This window comes from uncultured Nostoc sp. (assembly GCF_937863485.1).
In the GTDB taxonomy this organism is placed as follows: domain Bacteria; phylum Cyanobacteriota; class Cyanobacteriia; order Cyanobacteriales; family Nostocaceae; genus Nostoc.
Genome location: NZ_CALMFY010000038.1, coordinates 1 through 20,409, shown reverse-complemented (window position 1 = coordinate 20,409; position 20,409 = coordinate 1). Strand labels below are relative to the sequence as shown.

Here is a 20,409-nt window from a genome sequence, read left to right as displayed (position 1 = left end):
AAAGGCTTAATCCTCAACCTCAAAGGCTCAACTGGCGATGCCTATAGCGGTTCCCATTCAGATGCGGTACAAAATTATATCGCCAAGTGTAAGGGCACGGCACTGCCGTGCCCCTACGGATATACCTCATGGAAACGAGAACCGCTATAACTGCAAGCCACTGCTTTTAAATGTTCCCATGCAAATCGGATTTTTACTCCAAAGAGAGGACATTTCCAAATGGAGACAAAGTAGAATCAAAAATATATTTAACAAACTATTTATGCAATGGGCTAATTTTCTAGTTAAAGAAGCTGCTATTAATGGTTTATCTCCAAAACAAACGGCAGCTTTTGCAAAGGATTTTAAGATAGAAAACTTAAGTAAAAGTGAAGCTAAACTTGCCAGCGAATTAAACGTTGATATTGCTGCTTTCAGAAAGTGGATGGGTGAGGTATATGACAAGTTTGCCCAGAATTATCGTGAGTTAGCGACTTTCAACGGTCAGGACAAACTAGAGAAGTTACAAGCTTACCTGAGGGCAAAATATAATAGCGAATTGGATGTCCTTAAACCATTGGCGGCGATGAAATTATTAAAATCGCTAATTGGTAGGGAACGACTGCAACAAGAAGCTTGGATTGGGAGAAAAATCTGTAAATTTTTGAGATATTTGCCCTTAGCGTTAGAGTTAGTGGGGCGATATCTAAATAAAATGCTAGATTTGTCTCTGAAAACAGTGCTGAAGCGGTTAGAGAAGAAACGAGTGGAACATGAATCAGTGGTCAATGCTAACTCATTGATGCATTATGAATACGGTGTAGCTGAAGTTTTTGAATTGAGTTGGGAACAATTGGATGAGAATGCACAAAGCTTTGGCTGTTTGCTAAGTTTGTGTGCCTTAGCTGATATTCCCTTATCTGTTGAGACGATAGGAGATGACAAAAAACAACGACTCAATGAAAAAGCCATAGCCGATTTACTCCAATTACATTTGCTAGAACAGGAAAGTAAAGGAATTTATCGTCTAAATCCACTAATTCGGCAACTTTTTCAAATGAAGTTGGATAAGTCAGGTGAGGCGGATGAAGCAAAAACTAAATTTGCAGTAATGATGTTAGAGGTAGCAAAGCTAATTCCGCAACAGCCTAATCCTGAAGATATTCTCAACCTCACTCCACATATCCCGCACATTATAGAAGTTGCAATCCACCTATCACAGTATCTCAGTGATGAAAATCTAATCACTCTGTTTACCAAATTAGCTTGGTTTTATCAAGGTCAAGGACTTTATCAGCAAGCAGAACTTTGGTTGCAGCAGTGTGTAGACTTGACTCGAAATCGTCTTGGTTTAGAACATACCGATGTCGCCACTAACCTAAACAATTTAGCAGGACTCTACGAATCTACAGGACGTTACAGGGAAGCCGAACCGCTATATAAACAAGCTTTAGAACTCCAGAAACGCCTGCTTGGAGACAACCATCTTGATGTCTCCACTAGCCTGAATAATTTAGCTCAACTTTACGAATCTACAGAACGCTACAGCAAAGCCGAACCTTTGTATCAGCAAGCTTTAGAACTGAGTAAACGCCTGCTAGGAGAAGCTCATCCCGATGTTGCCATTAGCCTGAACAATCTAGCAGCACTCTACCGTCATACAAGACGCTATAAGAAAGCCCAACCCTTATTTGAGCAAGCTTTGAAAATTTGTGAACAAACTTTAGGTATAAGTCATTCTACTACTATGACGATTCGGGCAAATTATGCAAGCTTTTTAAGAGAAGCATATCATTAGCGATCGCGTAGTGAAAGGAGGCGATGGATAACCGTTTTGAATTTCAAACTTGAAACTTGAGGTTCAGAAGCTCAACGTCTACCTTCAAAAGCTAATACGCTTGGGTTAAGGCTTAACCCAAGCGTATTGACGATTAATTCATCCCTAAAGTCACTTGCTTGTCAAAAAATGTTTGGATAATGGAAAAATAGAATTATTCTCGCGTTTAAATTCGCAAGTCTCAAACATGTATTAAATAATGGAATGCAAGAATTTTCTCTACGAGAGGCTACGTCAACAATTCCATTATCCAAAATTTAAACATGGTAAATTCGGTGAAATTTACTTACATCCTAAAGACTTGCGAGTATCTACACCAGTTTTAGAATTAACACCACTTGCCTTAACACAAAGCTTTTTCACTTGCGTTCCATCTAAAATCGCATTCGTAAAATCAGCACCTGTGATATCCACGCTATCAAAAGTAGAACGCAGCATCATTGCATCGGTCAACACAGCATCACTTAAATCAGCGTCCTTAAACCTTGTTAGATAGGCTATGCCTTCACTAAAATCTGCACCACGCAGATTTACTCCTTCCAATAGAGTACCGTTAAACACGCCACCACGTAAGTCAGCATTGCTAAAATTAGCATTCTCTAATTTGAGATTGGTAAACTCAGTGCCAATTAAACTTTGACCAGAGTAATCCTTGCCCTTAAGTTCATCATTAGCCACAGAACGGGTAATACTGGAAGAACTTGCAGCTTGCGCCGATAGGGGAAACAAAAAAAGAACCATAGCTAAGACAAAGCTAGCTAACAGTTGCCAATATTTCATAATGTCTTCTTAATAAATCTCAACACTTTCACCATTCACTATTAAACCTCACAGAAGGGGACAAGGGGGACAAGGAAAATAACCATGCCCAATGCTTCAGTTCAATACACAATACTGTAAAACCTAGAAAGCATCTCTTAGGATGATAGATGTTGAGGTGCGATCGCATAATAATTACCTGTGGCTAATCAAGAAGAAAATGCCCAATCTCTGGCGCGAACCCCTTTATATCAACTGGGTGTAGAACTCAAAGCACGTCTTACCAGCTTTGGTGGCTGGGAAATGCCTGTGCAATTTAGTGGCATTAGCCGCGAACACGATGCTGTAAGAAATACAGCCGGAATGTTCGATATTTCCCACATGGGCAAATTTACCCTCCAAGGTAAAAACCTGATTTCTCAACTCCAGTCTCTAGTGCCTTCAGACTTGAGTCGTTTGCAAGCTGGTCAAGCTCAATACACCGTATTGTTAAATCTCCAAGCGGGAATTATTGACGATATCATTGTTTATTACCAAGGTGAAGACATCAGTGGCATACAGAAGGCATTGATCATCGTCAATGCGGCAACATCCAGTAAAGATAAAGCATGGCTATTGCAACACCTTGACTTGGATAAAGTACAATTCCAAGACCTTTCACCAGAAAAAGCCTTAATCGCTGTGCAAGGGCCAAAAGCGATTAAATATCTTCAACCCTTAGTGCAAGAAGACTTACAACCAATCAAAGCCTTCGGACATTTAGAAGCAACCCTACTAGGGAAACCGGCCTTCTTAGCCCGCACAGGTTACACCGGAGAAGATGGCTTTGAGGTGATGGTAGACCCAGATGTGGGGGTAGAATTGTGGCGAAATCTCCATAATGCTGGTGTTATCCCCTGTGGACTTGGTGCGAGAGACACCCTGCGGGTAGAAGCGGCGATGGCACTTTACGGACAAGATATTGATGAGACCACCACACCCTTAGAAGCAGGTTTGGGGTGGCTAGTTCACTTAGATACCAAAGGCGAATTTATTGGTCGGGAAGTTTTGGAACAGCAAAAAGCCACTGGAGTGCATCGCCGACTGGTAGGTTTGCAAACCCAAGGACGCAACATTGCCCGTCACGGTTACCAAGTGTTATCCGCAGGTAAAGTTGTGGGAGAAGTTACCAGTGGCACTCTGTCACTTACACTTGGTTATCCGGTTGCATTAGCCTACGTTCCTACCCAGTTAGCAACTGTCAATCAGCAGCTAGAAGTCGAAATTCGCGGCAAAGCTTATCCAGCAGTTGTAGTTAAACGTCCCTTTTATCGGTCAAAAAATCGTGTTACCAACTGATAAGTGCCGAGGTTTTTGAGGAATAATGTGTTGTGAGTTACTCAATTTACAGTCAGGTTCATTACCAGATATGGCTTGGATGACTCTTGGGGCAATAATTTATTTGATAAGGGAGAGGAAGTGATATGTCTTTTGAATATCCTCAAGATTTCAGATACCTGGATTCTCATGAATACGTGCGACTAGATGGCGAAATTGCCACCGTTGGCATTACTGAGTTTGCTGTACATGAATTGGGTGATATCGTCTTTTTGGAACTGCCAGAAATTGGCGACGCTCTTACCAGAGGAGAAAACTTTGGCACAATTGAATCTGTGAAAGCCGTTGAAGACCTAAATTCACCCGTCACAGGCACAGTTATAGAACGCAATGAAGCCTTAATTAATTCTCCCGAAGAAGTGTCAGAAGACCCCTACGGGGAAGGGTGGTTTTTGAAAGTGCGCGTCAATGACCCTGGTGATGTTGAGGATGCCTTGACAGCGGATGAGTATCGCGCTCTGGTGGAAGGGGAGTAGGAAAGAGACAAAGGGGCAGAGGGAAAGACTTGCAGGAACTTCCCCTCTGCTCCCCTACTCCTTTACTCAAGAGCCTCTTCTCACTCCACCGGCAGATAAGTCATGAAATTTAGATAAACTGAAAAGTTATACTTACTTCTCATGAGTATTTATTGCAAAATATTAAATAGAACTATCTGGAGAGTAATTTGTGGTATTAAACGCCCCTATTCTCAAGTCTAATCAGCAGCAAGTGCTGGACGAAAAAAGTCAAAAGTTAAGTAGTTTTGCGCCAAGACACATTGGCCCTAACTCTGATGACATCCAGCAAATGCTTAAGGTTTTGGGGTTTTCTAGCCTGGATGCGCTAATCAACCAAACAGTTCCACACGCAATCCGGCTGGAGCGATCGCTAAAGTTACCAGAACCAGAAAGTGAATACGCAGCACTGACATGGTTAAAAAAAGTTGCTGCCAAAAATCAGGTTTTCCGCTCATACATTGGTATGGGATATTACGACAGTATTACTCCACCTGTGATTGGGCGCAATATCCTGGAAAATCCCGGTTGGTATACTGCCTACACTCCTTATCAGCCAGAAATTGCCCAAGGGCGACTCCAAGCGCTGCTAAATTTCCAAACCCTGATTATCGACCTCACAGGTTTGGAAATTGCCAATGCTTCGTTACTTGATGAAGCTACAGCAGCAGCTGAAGCGATGAACCTAAGCTATGGTGTCTCCAAAAATCAGGCAAATGCCTATTTTGTCTCTGGTGAGTGCCATCCTCAAACCATCGACGTGTTACAAACACGTGCTAAACCATTGGGGATTAAGCTCATTGTCGGCGATCATCAAACATTTGATTTTGATCAACCAATTTTTGGGGCTATTCTGCAATATCCTGCAACTGATGGCACTATTTACGACTACCGCGCTTTTATAGAAAAAGCCCATGCTAAGGGTGCATTGGTGACGGTAGCAGCAGATCCCTTAAGTTTAACTTTGCTCACCCCTCCAGGGGAATTTGGCGCTGATATTGCGGTAGGTAGTACCCAGCGCTTCGGTATTCCGTTGGGTTTTGGGGGGCCTCACGCGGCATACTTTGCTACCAAGGAAGAGTATAAGCGGCTGGTTCCAGGGCGAATTGTGGGAGTATCAAAAGATGCTCAAGGTAAGCCTGCATTACGTCTCGCCTTGCAAACCCGCGAACAACATATCCGCCGCGAAAAAGCTACTAGTAATATCTGTACAGCACAGGTGCTTTTGGCAGTAATGGCAAGTATGTACGCAGTCTATCATGGGCCTGCTGGACTGAAGCAAATTGCTGAAAATATCCACTCCTTGACGGTGTTACTGGCACAAGGACTGAAGCGTCTAGGTTACAGCGTCGTTTCAGAATCTTTCTTTGATACGCTGCGAGTAGAACTGGGAACACACAATTTAAAAGATATTCTGGCAAATAGCGAACAACTTCAAATTAACCTGCGGATTTTTGATGCAACTGCTGTTGGGATTTCGCTGGATGAAACAACTACACCAGAAGACTTAATCGACCTCTGGCAGATTTTCGCTGGTACAGATGATTTACCTTTTACTTTAGAAGAATTAACTTTTCCCTCTCTTCCCCATCTCTCCTTCTCCCGTACAAGTACATATCTCACCCACCCAGTTTTTAACCGCTATCATTCAGAAACTGAGTTATTGCGCTATCTGCACAAGCTAGAAGCTAAGGACTTGTCGCTGACAACATCGATGATTCCCTTGGGTTCTTGCACAATGAAGTTGAATGCGACTGCTGAGATGATTCCGGTAAGTTGGGAGGAATTTGGCAAGATTCATCCATTTGCCCCGGCGTCGCAAACGCAGGGTTATCAAATCCTGTTTAAGCAACTTGAGGCATGGTTAGCTGAAATTACTGGTTTTGCGGGAATTTCTCTGCAACCAAATGCTGGTTCTCAGGGCGAATACGCCGGACTTTTAGTGATTCGCCAATATCACGAAAGTCGGGGTGAAGCACACCGTAATGTTTGTTTGATTCCCACTTCGGCACATGGGACAAATCCAGCAAGTGCGGTGATGTGCGGGATGAAGGTAGTGGCAGTTGCTTGTGACTCACAAGGTAATATTGACGTTGATGACCTGAAGGCTAAGGCAGAAAAATACAGCAATGAACTAGCCGCCTTAATGGTGACATATCCTTCAACTCATGGTGTTTTTGAGGAACCAATTCAGGAAATCTGCGCTGTTATCCATAGTCACGGTGGACAAGTTTACATGGATGGGGCAAATATGAACGCCCAAGTGGGAATTTGTCGTCCTGGAGATATTGGTGCGGATGTCTGCCATTTAAACTTGCACAAAACCTTCTGTATTCCTCATGGTGGCGGTGGGCCTGGTATGGGGCCCATTGGCGTTGCATCTCATCTTGTGCCTTTTCTCCCTGGACATGCTGTGGTAGGGACTGGGGACTGGAGACTGGGGACTAGGAAAGAGGAAATTTCCAGTACCCAGCATATTGGTGCTGTGGCGGCTGCACCTTGGGGTAGTGCGAGTATCTTGGTGATTTCTTGGATGTACATCGCTATGATGGGTGCAGATGGTTTGACCCAAGCAACTAAAGTGGCGATTCTCAGCGCTAACTACATCGCCAAGAGACTGGAATCGTACTATCCAGTTTTGTATCAAGGGAAAAATGGTCTAGTTGCCCATGAATGTATTTTAGATTTGCGATCGCTCAAAAAATCGGCTGCGATCGAAATCGATGATGTTGCCAAGCGTCTGATAGATTATGGTTTCCATGCGCCGACTGTCTCCTGGCCTGTAGGGGGTACAATCATGGTGGAACCTACAGAAAGTGAATCTAAACAAGAGTTGGATCGTTTCTGTGATGCATTGATTTCTATTCGCCAAGAAATCGCTGAGATTGAATTAGGTAGGGTGGATATCCAAGATAATGTTTTGAAGAATGCACCCCACACTGCCGAAAGCCTGATCACCGGAGAATGGCATCATTCCTATTCTCGTGAACAAGCTGCCTACCCCGCACCTTGGACTCGTGAATATAAGTTTTGGCCGGCTGTCGGTCGCATTGATTCAGCCTTTGGTGATCGTAATTTTGTTTGTTCTTGTCTGCCAATGGATGCTTATTCCTCATAAAGCCATACAGTTTAGTTAAAACTTGCTCCCCCCAATTCTCGTTTTTAGAAAGTTGGGGGGATTTTTTTATAGTTCCTTCCTTCTTATCTTTTTAGGCTTATTATTCAATACGCTTGGGTTAAGAGCAGGACTTACCCAAAAATTAAGAAAAACGAACCACAAAGGGCACAAAGGACACAAAGGAATAAGAGTTTTAGAGAGTTTTTCCCTAAGCCCTGAAAGGTTTTTGGCGCTAACCTAAGCGTATTGGCTTATTATTGACTATTGATTAACTCCTCGAATTCTTTTCGTAAATATAAAGGCTGATACCCCAATGCAAAAGCTTTGGAACTATCCAAAGAAACATCTGCTGGTCTAGGTGCTGCCATTTTCACATCTTGTTGTCGGCAGGATTTGAGCTTGGTAGTGGGAAGTTGAAATACTTCAGCTAATAGCCGCCCAAAATCATAACGTGAAATTCGTTCTTTGCCGCCTAAGTGAATAATGCTGTTAACTTTTTCCAATGCTAATAAAAGTCCTTTTGCGGCAGTTTTTCCACTTACTGGTGTGCGAAATTCATCAAGAAATAAACTTAGTTCTTCTTCGGCTTGTAAAGTTTGAATAAATGGCTGAATAAAGCTTTTAGCTGTGGGTGTTGCTGTACCAAACATCAACGGCATTCGACACACTGCGGTCATGGGATATCGCTCTAGCATACTTACTTCAGCTATGGCTTTTTGCTCACCATAAAGATTGACAGGACACACGGGGTCTGTTTCTCGATAAGGGGCATTTAAGCCATCAAAAACTAAGTCACTTGAGGTAAAAGCACAAAGAATAGAATTATCCGCACAAAGTCCGGCAATATTGCCGGATGCTATGACGTTAATTGCGTGCGATTCTTCGGGATGGGTTTGACAAAAATTTGGTTGTGAATGTGCAGCAGTATGAATAACTGCTGTTGGTTTAATATCACTAAATATGCGCTGCAATTCCTGAAAATCTGTTAAGTTCACTTTCAACATTTTGATATCAGGAATATCTAAATAATGGGAAAAATAAGTACCATAAATTTCCCATTCTTGTTTTGCAAGCTGGCAAAGATGCCATCCCAAAAAGCCACTTGCTCCGGTGATTAGCAATTTTTTCATATTTTATTTAAAAAATTTTAATTCGGTTCAAAAGACCGCTTTGATTGTGCTATGACTTACGCAATAACTCTCTGAAACCTTATTCCTTTGTGTCCTTTGCGTCCTTTGCGGTTCGTTTTTTCATGATTTTGCGTAAGTCCTGTGTGCTTTACAAAATGATTACAACAAACTATTGAAGTAATTCCTGGAACTGCTTTTTACTACGCACTTTGCTAAAGTCTGGGTCACTTTTTGCTAACTTCTTGTATTTATCAGGAACAAGTTCGATTGCTTTATCTAAATTCTCAATTGCTAATTCTAAATTACTTTGTAAAGCATAAGAGCAAGCTTTGTTGTAATATACTTGGTGCAAATCTGGCTTGATAGCGATCGCTTGATCATAAGATGCAATAGCATCTTGGTAACGGTGCAACTTTGTCAGAGCAATGCCTCGGTTAATTAAGGCTTCATATTTGTCGGGTTTGATAGCGATCGCTCTATCGTAAGATGCAAGAGCATCTTTGTAGCGTTGTAACGATGTTAAGGCTATACCACGATTATACCAAGCTTCATATTTGTCGGGTTTGATGGCGATCGCTCTATCGTAAGATGCAAGAGCATCTTTGTAGCGTTGTAACGATGTTAAGGCTATACCACGGTTAATCCAAGCTTCAGGACTCTCAACTTTGATGGCGATCGCTTCATCGTATGCTTTTATTGCATCTTCGTAACGTTGTCCATCTAATAAATGATTGCCTTGATGAAAGAAATCTTCTGCTTTTTGCGTAGTCTTTGCTTCTATCAAAAGTTGGGTTACATTACTTTCTTGCACAACTTGTCTAGTATTTTCTGTTGATGAGTTTGCCCCACCACTACAGCCAAATGCAAAGAAAACTATTAAGCCAGATGTAACGAAGCAGCGCCGAAAAACCATGCTGTACCTACAAAACTGATAAAGATGATCTTAAAAGTTGTTTTTTTTGAGTATTATTAAAATACACTAGTTTTTACCCATTAATTTACTTATATATAATATTTTGAAAAATAACTTTTTTGACAACGCATAGAAGCTTCTAAAAATCAACTGGATGTTACATTATCATATTAAATACACATAAAGCAATTGCTTAGAGCCTATCTTACTCAAAAAATGATTATTTATGTTGCAATATAGGTAGCGTAGGCGTAGCCTGCACAACTCTTGGAGACGCTCTTGCTAGCAAGATCCCCGTAGGGGTACGACATGGTTCGACTGCGCTCACCAGCCGCTCAGTGACCATCGTAGACATCGCACACGTTTGGTAATTTCCTTTTGAATTAACGAGGGTGCGATCGCTAACTATCTGAAGCTTACACGCTCGTTGCAAACTCCAGCAAGAACTGCCTTCTTCACATTACTCTGCTATCAACGGGTAATGAAAAGTCGCGAGACCATTCATTCCAAGATCCAAAATAATTTCTGGCAGAAATTCCTGCTACTTGCAGAGCAATCAGAGTATTCGCCGCCCTAGAACCTTTAAAACAGTAAACGTATACAATAGAGTCTTCAGTAATACCTACAGATTGACAAATTTCTAAGATTTCCGTTTTTGAGCGGAACATGGAGATTTCCGATTCAGATGTCATCATCCGATGCCATTCTATCCATACAGCGTTAGGGATTCTACCTTTGCGAGGACAAAAATCAACAGTGTAAGGAGAAGAACTCAGCCCAAGCCATTCGTTGCGATCGCGCACATCTAATTTTATAATTGCTGGATTGTCAATTGCTTGCAACATCTCGGCGGCGGTCACCATCATGTCAGCGTTGGGATGCAATCTAAATATGCTGCTTTCAGGTAATGGTACTTCATCGGTAGTAGGTAATCCCGCTGTCTGCCATGCTCTATATCCTCCGTGTAAGATAGATACCTGAGCGCAACCCAAATACTTCAGTAAGAAAGCTGCTCGACAAGATTGACCATAACCTTTATTTAAAGTATCTTCATAAACAATTAACCATTCTGCACCAGATATTCCTACCCTGCTCATAATTTCTGCAAAATCCTCTTGCAATTTCTTTAATCCTGCTGGGTAAGAATTCTCTAAAAGATAGGTGAAAAAATCTCTAATATTTATGGATTGAGGAATATGAGAAATAGCATAATCTTCTGGAATTCGCGTATCGATAATGATATGTGATAACTTTTCTGCTAACAGAGACGTGAGTGATTGAGGAGAAATGAGGAGTTTTGTATTCACGCTTTCATGCTTCTGTTGTCGTACCATTAGGCATTATCGCTCTTGGTCGATTTACATTTTGGAATGCAAATTACAGAAGAATGAATGTTGAATGTTATCAGAGAGCTTTTGTAGCTGTATTATTTTATTAAAACTGACCGAATCAATTCAGTAAAATTAAAGGTTAAAGATTCCCTCACCCCCCCTAAAACAGTAATGCTAGTTTCCCGCCTTAAAAAGGGGGGTAAATAGAGGGATATTATTTGAAAAGTATTGGGCATTATACCTTAATACCATCCCCGTCTAATTATTTATCAAAAAAACTCCCCGTGTCAGCTCTAATGATAAGTGTTCAACCGGAATTGATATAATACTTTCGTATCTTTATGATACCGAAATTATATTTTTCGCACAAAGATACAAAAGCACAAAACATATAATAGGCTTTAATTTTGCAATGCCTAACTAATCCCAAACACTGACTCAACAGTTGACTTAATCGAATCTCTTGCATCCTTCAAAGTTTGACTAATAGGATGTTTTGCCTGCAAAAATGCGCGGGCACAATTGCGTCCTGGCATTCCCGAAATCGAACCGCCTGGATGAGTTCCTGCACCAGTCAAAAATAGATTATCAATTGGTGTTTTGTAGTTCGCTATTTCTGGCAAGGGACGGAAAAATATCATCTGATCTAAAGTCATGTCAACATGGTAATAATTCCCTTTGTACGCACCTAATCTTTCTCCTAGTTCTGCTGGACTTTCTACGCGACGGGCGATAGTTGCATCCTTGACATTCGGTGCATAGTCTGCCAATTTATCAATCACCCTATCTGCAACTTTGTTTTTCAATTCATCTGTCCAACCAGTACCTTTCAAACCAGTGCCTTCTGCACCCGCAATTTGATAAGGGGCAAAAAACTCAATCCATGCGGTGTGCTTACCTGGTGGTGCTAATGTGGGGTCTAAATAGCTAGGCATCACCAAATACATTGATGGGTCAGCATCAGGAATCTCTCCCAAGGTACATTTGCTATGAGCCTGTTCTACATGAGCCACAGAATCTGCAATTAAGATGGAACCAACGAGATATTCATCTTTGTGGGCGTGGTATGGAAAGCGCAGTGGTTCGTCTAAAGCCAAATCTATCTTGAGGATGGTTTCATTGTTGTTAACGATGCGGCGTTCTAATCTTTCCCATAAATTTGGATCGGCTCCATCAACATCGCTTTTATCAGTCATTTGCAAAAATAACCGCTTGGCATCAATATTAGAAATAACCCCGTGTTTCGCGCGATATTCTTTACCACCAGCAACCCGCACACCCACAGCTTTTCCATCATCAATTAAAACTTTTTCAACCTGCTGATCTGCGAGAATAACGCCACCTTTACTTTTGACTAAATTCACCAAAGCTTGCACAAGTGCACCAGTTCCGCCGCGAGGTCTTGCCATTCCGGGATTGTGACGCATTGCCATCATGATTGCACCAATAGCAAGGGTTTTTTGCGATGGTGGCGCACCAAGTTCTGCTGCTAGTCTGGCTAGTGGCGCTTTCAGAAATTCCTCATCAAACCACTCGTTAAGTAAATCCTCAGCGCTGTTCAACATTGTGCGAATAAAGTCCAGCGTTTTGTTTGGGGAACCAATAACAGAAAATAAATCTTTCAGTTTGGTGATATCGTAGTTACCAAGGATTTCTATAACTGATTTCGGCGGTGCATTAAACATGGGAATCATTGCACCTAGCGCTCGCTGCCAAAAGTCTACAAATTCGGCGTATTTTTTGGCATCACGTTCACTGTAACGAGCAATTTCTGCACAAGTTTTTTCTAGTGACTTATGTGCTAAGAAATACTTGCCATCAGGATGAGGACAGAAAACAACCGGGTCGCATTCCAGATAATGCAAGCCGTATTTTTCTAGTTCTAATTCTTCAACAACTGGCCCCAAGTGAATAAATTCATGGTCAATAGCACACAAGTTAAATTTAAATCCAGGAGCTTCTTCGGGTAAACATTCTTCAGTTGTTGCTGCACCACCAATAACAGAACGCTTTTCTAGTAATAGGACGCTATAACCAGCTTTCAGCAAATAAGCTGCACAAACTAGCCCATTGTGCCCAGCACCGATCAGCACAACATCATACTCTTCCATAGTTGTCACTTTTAAATTAAGTAGCTTTTAAAAGCTTACAAAACTTTTCAAAAATTTACATCATTCCCTAGTTACAAAAATTATCTTTAGCTAGTGTCAATACTACTAAAGAGATAGTTCAGTTAGTGATGAGGGTATTTGCTTTACATTAGCTTCTACCATAAGTGTCAAACTACCGATTTCTACTTTTATATCTTTAATAGAAAACTTTATATCCTCCCATTTAAAAACTTTTATATTCATCAATTCTTTGGCTTTTTGCATTAATGCTGTAACTAATTCTATTGAAACCCCTTCTCCTTCAGTGCAGTTAAAACTCTCCAGCATCGCAGGTTGTGAATGAGTCCGTGGGCGAAGGAGTGCAGTGTAAGCGAAAGGACGAGTATTTCCGATTTCCTTTAACAACACTCTTCCTCTACATTCTATTTTGCCTTCACCAGGTAAAAATACTTGAATTTTTTGCGGCTCAAAACTTACAATTTCACCATCTACATTTAACTCCAAGTTTTGCATCTGGGTGCGAATCAAGTCTGAGGTCAAGGCGCGGTTAATATCTACTTCAGTAACTACAATGTGACCTATAGCATTTACTGACTCATTGAATTCTATTTTACCAAAAAGAGCGCTGAAGGGATTGATGTCGATGCTATCTGTTTGTAGTTTGATTTCCTGCACGCGGATGTCATCTTGTATAACCAATCCTTTACCTGCAAACGAAACTCCATCCGCTTGTCCCTGAAGTATTTTGAATAAATCAGTTTCTACATTTATGTCTATTTTTTCTACTTCATCTAACGCTTGGGATACCATCATTTCAGCGCCCTGAGATAGAACTTTTTCTTCCAAGTTATGTTCGTCTTGCATGAGTTAGTATCTCCTAAATATTTTCCTCCTACTTACTGTAAAGGCTAGATACTAAGGAGCGAATCTACATTGCGGTATATCTAAGTCGGAGGATTGAGTAATCAAGTAAAAAGTCTTGTTTGTTTTTTAACTTTTGCCTTTTTGGTAACAACCATTTTTACACCGCCGCTAGGGACAATGGTAATGCCACGACGGACTGGATGCACTGGACGTTTATCAGTAAGACTTAGTTGAAAATGCGATAAAATTATGGCTGTTACTAATTTTAATTCATACATGGAAAATGCGCCACCAATGCAACCGCGATAACCACCACCGAAGGGTAAATATTCATAAGGGGAAAATTTTTGGTTGAGAAATCTTTCTGGGCGGAACTGTTCTGGTTCTGGGTAAGTCTCGGTTCGGCGATGGGCTAAATAAATACAGGGAACTAAAACTGTTTCTGATGTAAAATTATGCCCCATAATTTCCACTCTATCTTGTACCATTCGCGGTGTACAAATTAAAGCAATTGGATGAATTCGCAGTGTTTCTTGACAGATGGCGGTGAGATAAGGTAATTGTGTAATTGCTTCCGGATTTGTGAGATCATCCAAAGTGTTTAGTTCTTGCATTAACTGATGTTCAACCTTTGGGTGAGAGTGAATTAAATGAAATACCCAGGCTAATACGCCAGATGTAGTTTCGTAACCCAACAGCAATAATGAAACTAGTTGATCGCGTAATTCCTCATCTGTCATCTGTTCTCCATTTACATCACGCGCTGACATCAGCAGGCTGAGAATATCTGTACGCGCAGCATCATTTTGCAAACGTCTTTCAGAAATTTCTGCATAAATGAGTTTGTCAATTTCCTCTCGTCTTTTTAGGAAAATTCCCCAAGGACTCCATGCACCTAAATCTTGTTGCAGCAAAGGAAAGAAGAATAAGCTGGAATACCAAGGTTTAGTCACGTCTTCTAACAAAGAACTCAATTTTTCTTTTAATTGTTGGTAACGCGCACCATGACTAATACCAAATACCACCTGTAGGATAATTTCTAAAGTGATATCTGACATTAAGTTGTGTATATAAATATTTTTACCAGTTGTCCAATTTTGTGTAACTTCTTCAGTAATTTGACAAATTGCTTGCCCATAAGACTTTAAATTATCGCCATGAAAGGCTGGTAGTAATAACTGCCTCTGTTGTTGGTGCGATCGCCCTTCTTGAAATACCAGAGAATTCTCTCCAAACAAGGGTTTAAATACATGGGTTGCTTTCTTAAAATCTAATTTGTGTGCAGGGATGGCAAAACAATCACTAATTGCTTGGGGATGGCTAAAAAAGACTATTGGTGGCGACTTTAAACCCATTACTCGCACAGTGAAAATATCACCATACTTGGTAGCATAATTTTCTAAACTTTTTGTAGGTTGAGCAATTAATTGCAAAGTTTGTAGCAACGCTGGTGTGCGTATATTATCAAGTACTTTCATTGTTTATTCGATCCTTTTAGGATTTAGGAAACTGCAAATAATTCAATGGGCTTGGGTTAAGACTTCATCCTCTCTAACCTTAAAAAGCAGGGAATTATAGCAAGCCTTTTTAAGAGTTTGGGGGGATGTTCCGCAGTCAAGTACCACTAAGTAAACTTTATTGGCAAATCATTACCATTAATTTTTACAAGGATAATATTTTTTCTGCATCTTTAGAAGCATTTATGGAAAAACTTACTAAAAATATTTTAGGTATATACCAATAGGGTTCAGTTAGAGCTAAAAATTTGATTTTGCGTAGGTTGGGTTGAAGACAATACGCTTGGGTTAAGCCCAAAAAACATATTGCGTAGGTTGGGGAGCCACTCATGTGGGCGGGTTTCCCGACTTGAGTGAAGTGGCGTTTGAGGAACGTAGACCCAACATTTCTGGACATTTGTTGGGTTTCACTTTGTTCAACCCAACCTACAATTATCCTTAACTGAACTGTATTGGGGTTGAGGAAGGAAACCCAACCTACGATTATCCTTAACTGAACCGTATTGTGGGTATATACCCACTTACAACTATTTTCAGGTAAATAGACCACGCGGTAGGGGCACAGCAATGCTGTGCCCTTACGACAGATGTGGTTCAAATATATGAAAACTGCTGTAAATTACGCCTTTTGGTCTAAAATACCAGTTTTATAACTCATTTTTTTACAAATGTTGCAATATATTAAATTAAAATACCCCCATAGACCTCCTTAAAAAAGGACTATGGGGGATTATGTAGAAGTATTGAAAATCTATCTAAATATATAGATGGGAGTTGAAAATTTGCTGAACGCAACCATCAACCGCCGGAGTATTAAACAGTGGTTGTCTGTAGGATGGGAGACTTCACCTGACGTTGACCAGTGACAACCATCTGGATAGGACGATCTGGCCCTGTCACCAAACCACGGCGTTTAGGTCGCACTTCACCATTGTTAACTAATTCTAATTCAAGGCTGGAAAGGATTTTGGCAAGTGCTAGCTTCATTTCCAACTGGGCAAATGCCAGACCAATACAACGTCTAGCACCACCCCCAAAGGGCAAATATTCATAAGCAGAAAATTGCCGTTCTAAAAAGCGTTCTGGCTTAAACTGCTTCGCTTGAGGGTAAATATCTTCCCTCTGGTGGGTCAAATAAATAGAACCAAGTATGACTGTGCCCGGTTCTAGTTCGTAACCACCCAGCGATAGAGGTGTTCTTACTACTCTGGGAAAAGTTATTATAGCTACTGGATGAATACGTAATATCTCGCAGCAAACAGCATTGAGATAAGGTAACTTAAAAACGCTACTGGGGTCTGGGTCATCGCCCAAGCTATCTAGTTCTTGCAGTAGCTTTTGGCGCACTGATGGTAGTTTGTGAATCCAGTACAATGCCCATGCTAGGGCTGTAGCTGTGGTTTCGTGACCGGCGACTAACAGAGTCATCAATTCATCGCGCAACTCTTGAGCAGTCATGGGTTGACCTGCTTCATCCTTAGCAGCCATAAGTAAGCTGAGAATATCTGTGCGTGATGAATCTGCTTGTTCTCGACGTTCCCGAATTTCCTCATAGATGAGTTGGTCAGCTTCCTGCTGACGGCGGATATGTTTTCCCCAGAAGTTAATCGGACCAAAATCTCTTTGCAAAGCGGGGAAATAAAGCAAAGCCACAAGTAACCGAGAACTAGCCTTTTCTAAAAGCTCACCCAAAAATTGCTGTAGTTTTTCGGCGCGAGTCCCTTCATGTAGCCCAAACACAGCTTGCATAATCACCCGCAGGGTAATGGCTTGAGTAGCAGACCGAATATTGAAGGGTTTGCCTATTTGGTATTGGCTGATAACTTTCTGGGTAACATCGGTAATCACCTGGCTATAATTTCGCATTCTTTCGCCGTGAAAGGGAGGCATTAACAACTGGCGTTGGCGCTGGTGTTCTGCGCCGCTGAGAGTAATTACAGAATGCTTCCCCAGCAAAGATTCAAACAGATCATTCAGATCACCAGGCGCTTCCAATGCCTTGGTATCATTTGTCAAAATTTGCTGTAAGGCTTGGGGGTTGCTGACGATCACAAAAGGAGGAAAATTTTTCTTTAATCTGATAGTAAAAATATCGCCATAATTTTTGGCACAAGCCTCCATAAATGACATCGGATTGCTAATCCAGCGCACCATCTGTACAACGGGTGGGATTTGCGGCCCATTTGGTAATTTCATAAACTTTTTTGCTACTTAATATTTTTTTACTACTTAAACTAACTGAAATTTTGTTGTGTAACCATTTAAAGTACTTATTCTAACGTTGCAAAAAACCAATAAACTGTTACAACCTCAAAGATGTAAAATTTTTGTTAAATTCAACGAGCATCTACAGTTTCATTTCCTCGTCATAAGGTACTCAGCATGACCGCAATCACCCCAAAGGCATCTTCAGCGCTTCCCGATTTTTTTGAAGGTATTCAATATTTTGGTGAAGCGTTACCAGATTTTGAAACTCATGGTGCAACACCTGCTATAGAGTCGGGCAAAATAGCGATCGCAGATCCCACAGACAAAGCAGCTGTATATCAAACTTTACTGGCTGCCGATGCCCTCCGCTACCTGATTTTACAAGTTACCGCTACTAAAGCCTCAGGGCATCCCGGTGGATTCGCCAGCCAAGCAGAAGCTTACGCATCTCTTGTCATGCTGGGATACAAGAACATTATCACTGAAGTCGGACACCACGCCCCTGGATTTTATAGTGCCATGTTCTTGGATCGTTCGCTAGAGGACATGGGAATTTTTACAGTCCAACAATTGCGCGATCGCTTCCGAGAAAAGCACGGACTCTTAGGACACCTTTCTGGTTTCATTCCCGGTATTCTTGCACCTGCGGGGCCTTTGGGGCAAGGGCAACACTTTGCAATGGCGGCTGCACTGTTACACAAAGATAAGTTATTCCCCTTCACAGTTGGTGATGGTGGATTGGGTGAGCCTTATATTGTAAGTGCGATCGCCCATTTCCATACAGCTTATCCTGCTGTCACCAACTTCTTACCGGTGTTGGTGTGGAACGGTTACAGCCAAGAACATCACAGTATGGTTTCCCTCAAAACCAATGAACAGATGCAAGCATACTGGCAAGGTAACGGTTTTGATGAAGTTATATTAGTTAATGCCAAAGACTTTGACGATCAAAACCAACCAGGGGATTACGTTGATAGTACTGCTTTTTCCTTTGAAAAACGCCTAGAATTCACTCAAGCAGTACTTTCGGGTGTGGATAAAGCAGCGCGATCGGCCCTTGGCGGTAAACTTACCGTATTTATAATTAAACAACTCAAAGGTGCAGGAGTCCACGCGCGCGGGGCAAAATCTCACAACCTCTATCCCAAAGATACGCTAAATGCTCCCCATATTATCAGTGCATTGCAAAGCCGTGCTTTGTCTGCGGAAGCTTGGCAATTAGTGCGGACAAATGCAGAACGCGCAGGCGGTGGCCCAGCAGCGAAAACTGTGGTGACAGAATTTGAATTTCCATTACCAGAATTAGGCGAATTACCTTTAGAAGAATATGCAGTCGGTGCTGAACCCAAAGTTTCCACAACCGCGATGGGACGATTGGTAGGAATAGTTGGAAATAAAGATCAGAATTTCCTCGTCACCAACGCCGACGGTAACGAAGCATCTGGAATTGCCAACATCAACCAAGCATTAAAAATTATCCACCCCACAACCGACGATTTATATTACCAAGCACCAAATGGACAAGTTTATGAACCATTGAGTGAAGATGCTTGTGCCGGTTTAGCTGCGGGTTTGGCGTTAATGGGTGCGAGAACTTTGTGGTGTTCTTATGAATCTTTTGCCATCAACGGAGTACCAATTTGGCAAACTGTAACCCAATCAATGGCGGAATTGCGTCGTCAAACTCCCTCGACTATTACTTTATTCACAGCAGGTGCATTAGAGCAAGGGCGTAACGGTTGGACTCACCAACGTCCAGAAATTGAAGCTTACTTTGCTTCGCTGATGCGAAATGGCAATGTTTTCCCATTATTTCCCCCTGATGCTAATAGTATTCAAGTCTGTTATGACTGGGCACTGAAAAGTAAAAATAAGGGAATTATAATTACTGCAAGTAAATCGCCATTGCAAATTCGCACCACTTTAGAACAAACTCGTCAAGGGTTGCGCGATGGTGCAGTGCTGTTACATGAAGTCGCTGGTGATAAGCAAGTTGTATTTGCTGTGATTGGCGATATGACATTAATGCCAGTATTTGAAGCTGCTGCTTTCTTGGAAACTGAAGGTATTGGTGCGAAGATAGTTTCTATCATCAATCCTCGGCAATTGTACCGTAGCCATGATACCGCTTGGGATACCTGTTCTGAACCTGAAGGCGGTTTCTTAGATGATGCCAAATTTGCGGAATTATTTGATGGTGATGCGCTAATTGCTGTTACTGGTGGCGCTGCGGCGATGCTAGAACCAATTTTGTTACGGAGTACGGTGAAGCGCGACACCTTCGCTTGGAAACGTGGGGAAACTACAGCCAGTGCTGGAGAGTTGATGGCGTTTAATGGATTGACTGCTGAAGCGTTAACCAAGCGTGCGATCGCATTAGTGCATTAAAGCTGGAATTGTTTCTCCTCTTATCGCAAATATACGTATATAAACGCTGAAAAATTGCGTTGCAATGCGTATATTTGCGTTTTTTTATTTCAGAGAACTTTTGGGGTGTTGGGATTAGGGAACAAAAGAAATACAGTGATATTGGCTGTAATTTCTTGATAATAAGAGCTATATGAGATGGAAAATAACTTTTTGACTTAAAAAACTGATTTATGAGTTTTAAAGCTAGTTTATAATTTCAAAACTCGATTTAGAAGTTCAAAACTCGATTTAGAAGTTCAAAACTTAGTTTAGAAGTTCAAAACTTAGTTTAGAAGTTCAAAACTTAGTTTAGAAGTTCAAAACTCGATTTAGAAGTTCAAAACTCGATTTAGAAGTTCAAA

The 20,409-nt window shown here is 41.4% G+C and carries 13 protein-coding genes; 5 read left to right on the top strand and 8 right to left on the bottom strand.

All coding sequences use genetic code 11. The features are described 5' to 3' along the window. Nucleotides 1–262: 262 nt before the first annotated feature. Nucleotides 263–1,777, top strand: a complete 1,515-nt coding sequence (locus tag Q0541_RS05365; RefSeq protein ID WP_298906616.1) for a tetratricopeptide repeat protein — start codon at nucleotides 263–265, stop codon at nucleotides 1,775–1,777. Between the two features lie 321 nt (nucleotides 1,778–2,098). Here the strand turns inward: Q0541_RS05365 and Q0541_RS05360 are convergent, their stop codons facing one another. Further along, nucleotides 2,099–2,596, bottom strand: coding sequence for a pentapeptide repeat-containing protein (locus Q0541_RS05360; RefSeq protein ID WP_273763442.1), 498 nt, complete (start codon nucleotides 2,594–2,596; stop codon nucleotides 2,099–2,101). 180 nt (nucleotides 2,597–2,776) lie between these two features. On the opposite strand from Q0541_RS05360, the gene gcvT reads away from it, so the two are divergent. The 3 genes from gcvT to gcvP all read left to right on the top strand — a co-directional run bounded on the left by gcvT (nucleotide 2,777) and on the right by gcvP (nucleotide 7,564). Then, entirely contained in the window at nucleotides 2,777–3,913 is a 1,137-nt protein-coding gene (gcvT, locus tag Q0541_RS05355) for a glycine cleavage system aminomethyltransferase GcvT (protein WP_298906608.1), read from the top strand. 125 nt (nucleotides 3,914–4,038) lie between these two features. Then, on the top strand, nucleotides 4,039–4,428 hold the full coding sequence (gene gcvH, locus Q0541_RS05350) for a glycine cleavage system protein GcvH (RefSeq protein WP_298906606.1): 390 nt from the start codon (nucleotides 4,039–4,041) through the stop codon (nucleotides 4,426–4,428). A 190-nt stretch (nucleotides 4,429–4,618) separates the two neighbouring features. Continuing rightward, the gene (gene gcvP / locus Q0541_RS05345) at nucleotides 4,619–7,564 is read left to right on the top strand and encodes an aminomethyl-transferring glycine dehydrogenase (RefSeq protein WP_298906605.1); all 2,946 of its coding nucleotides are present in this window, start codon (nucleotides 4,619–4,621) and stop codon (nucleotides 7,562–7,564) included. Nucleotides 7,565–7,818: 254 nt separating this feature from the next. Here gcvP and Q0541_RS05340 read toward each other — a convergent pair whose 3' ends face one another. The 7 genes from Q0541_RS05340 to Q0541_RS05310 all read right to left on the bottom strand — a co-directional run bounded on the left by Q0541_RS05340 (nucleotide 7,819) and on the right by Q0541_RS05310 (nucleotide 17,626). After that, on the bottom strand, nucleotides 7,819–8,694 hold the full coding sequence (locus Q0541_RS05340; protein ID WP_298906604.1) for an NAD(P)-dependent oxidoreductase: 876 nt from the start codon (nucleotides 8,692–8,694) through the stop codon (nucleotides 7,819–7,821). A 169-nt stretch (nucleotides 8,695–8,863) separates the two neighbouring features. Further along, entirely contained in the window at nucleotides 8,864–9,607 is a 744-nt protein-coding gene (locus Q0541_RS05335; RefSeq protein ID WP_298906602.1) for a tetratricopeptide repeat protein, read from the bottom strand. 455 nt (nucleotides 9,608–10,062) lie between these two features. Continuing rightward, nucleotides 10,063–10,914: a sulfurtransferase gene (locus Q0541_RS05330; RefSeq protein WP_298906617.1), complete on the bottom strand. Its 852-nt coding sequence runs from the start codon at nucleotides 10,912–10,914 to the stop codon at nucleotides 10,063–10,065. 440 nt (nucleotides 10,915–11,354) lie between these two features. Beyond that, nucleotides 11,355–13,049: a beta-carotene ketolase CrtO gene (crtO, locus tag Q0541_RS05325; protein WP_298906599.1), complete on the bottom strand. Its 1,695-nt coding sequence runs from the start codon at nucleotides 13,047–13,049 to the stop codon at nucleotides 11,355–11,357. Between the two features lie 105 nt (nucleotides 13,050–13,154). Continuing rightward, entirely contained in the window at nucleotides 13,155–13,913 is a 759-nt protein-coding gene (locus Q0541_RS05320) for a DUF2993 domain-containing protein (RefSeq protein WP_298906597.1), read from the bottom strand. A 101-nt stretch (nucleotides 13,914–14,014) separates the two neighbouring features. Further along, nucleotides 14,015–15,391, bottom strand: coding sequence for a cytochrome P450 (locus Q0541_RS05315; protein ID WP_298906594.1), 1,377 nt, complete (start codon nucleotides 15,389–15,391; stop codon nucleotides 14,015–14,017). Nucleotides 15,392–16,243: 852 nt separating this feature from the next. Next, nucleotides 16,244–17,626, bottom strand: coding sequence for a cytochrome P450 (locus Q0541_RS05310; protein WP_298906591.1), 1,383 nt, complete (start codon nucleotides 17,624–17,626; stop codon nucleotides 16,244–16,246). A gap of 186 nt (nucleotides 17,627–17,812) precedes the next feature. Here Q0541_RS05310 and Q0541_RS05305 point away from each other — a divergent pair, with 186 nt between their 5' ends. Further along, nucleotides 17,813–20,026 (top strand): phosphoketolase, encoded by a 2,214-nt coding sequence (locus Q0541_RS05305; RefSeq protein WP_298906589.1) that lies wholly within the window; start codon nucleotides 17,813–17,815, stop codon nucleotides 20,024–20,026. Nucleotides 20,027–20,409 lie beyond the last annotated feature (383 nt).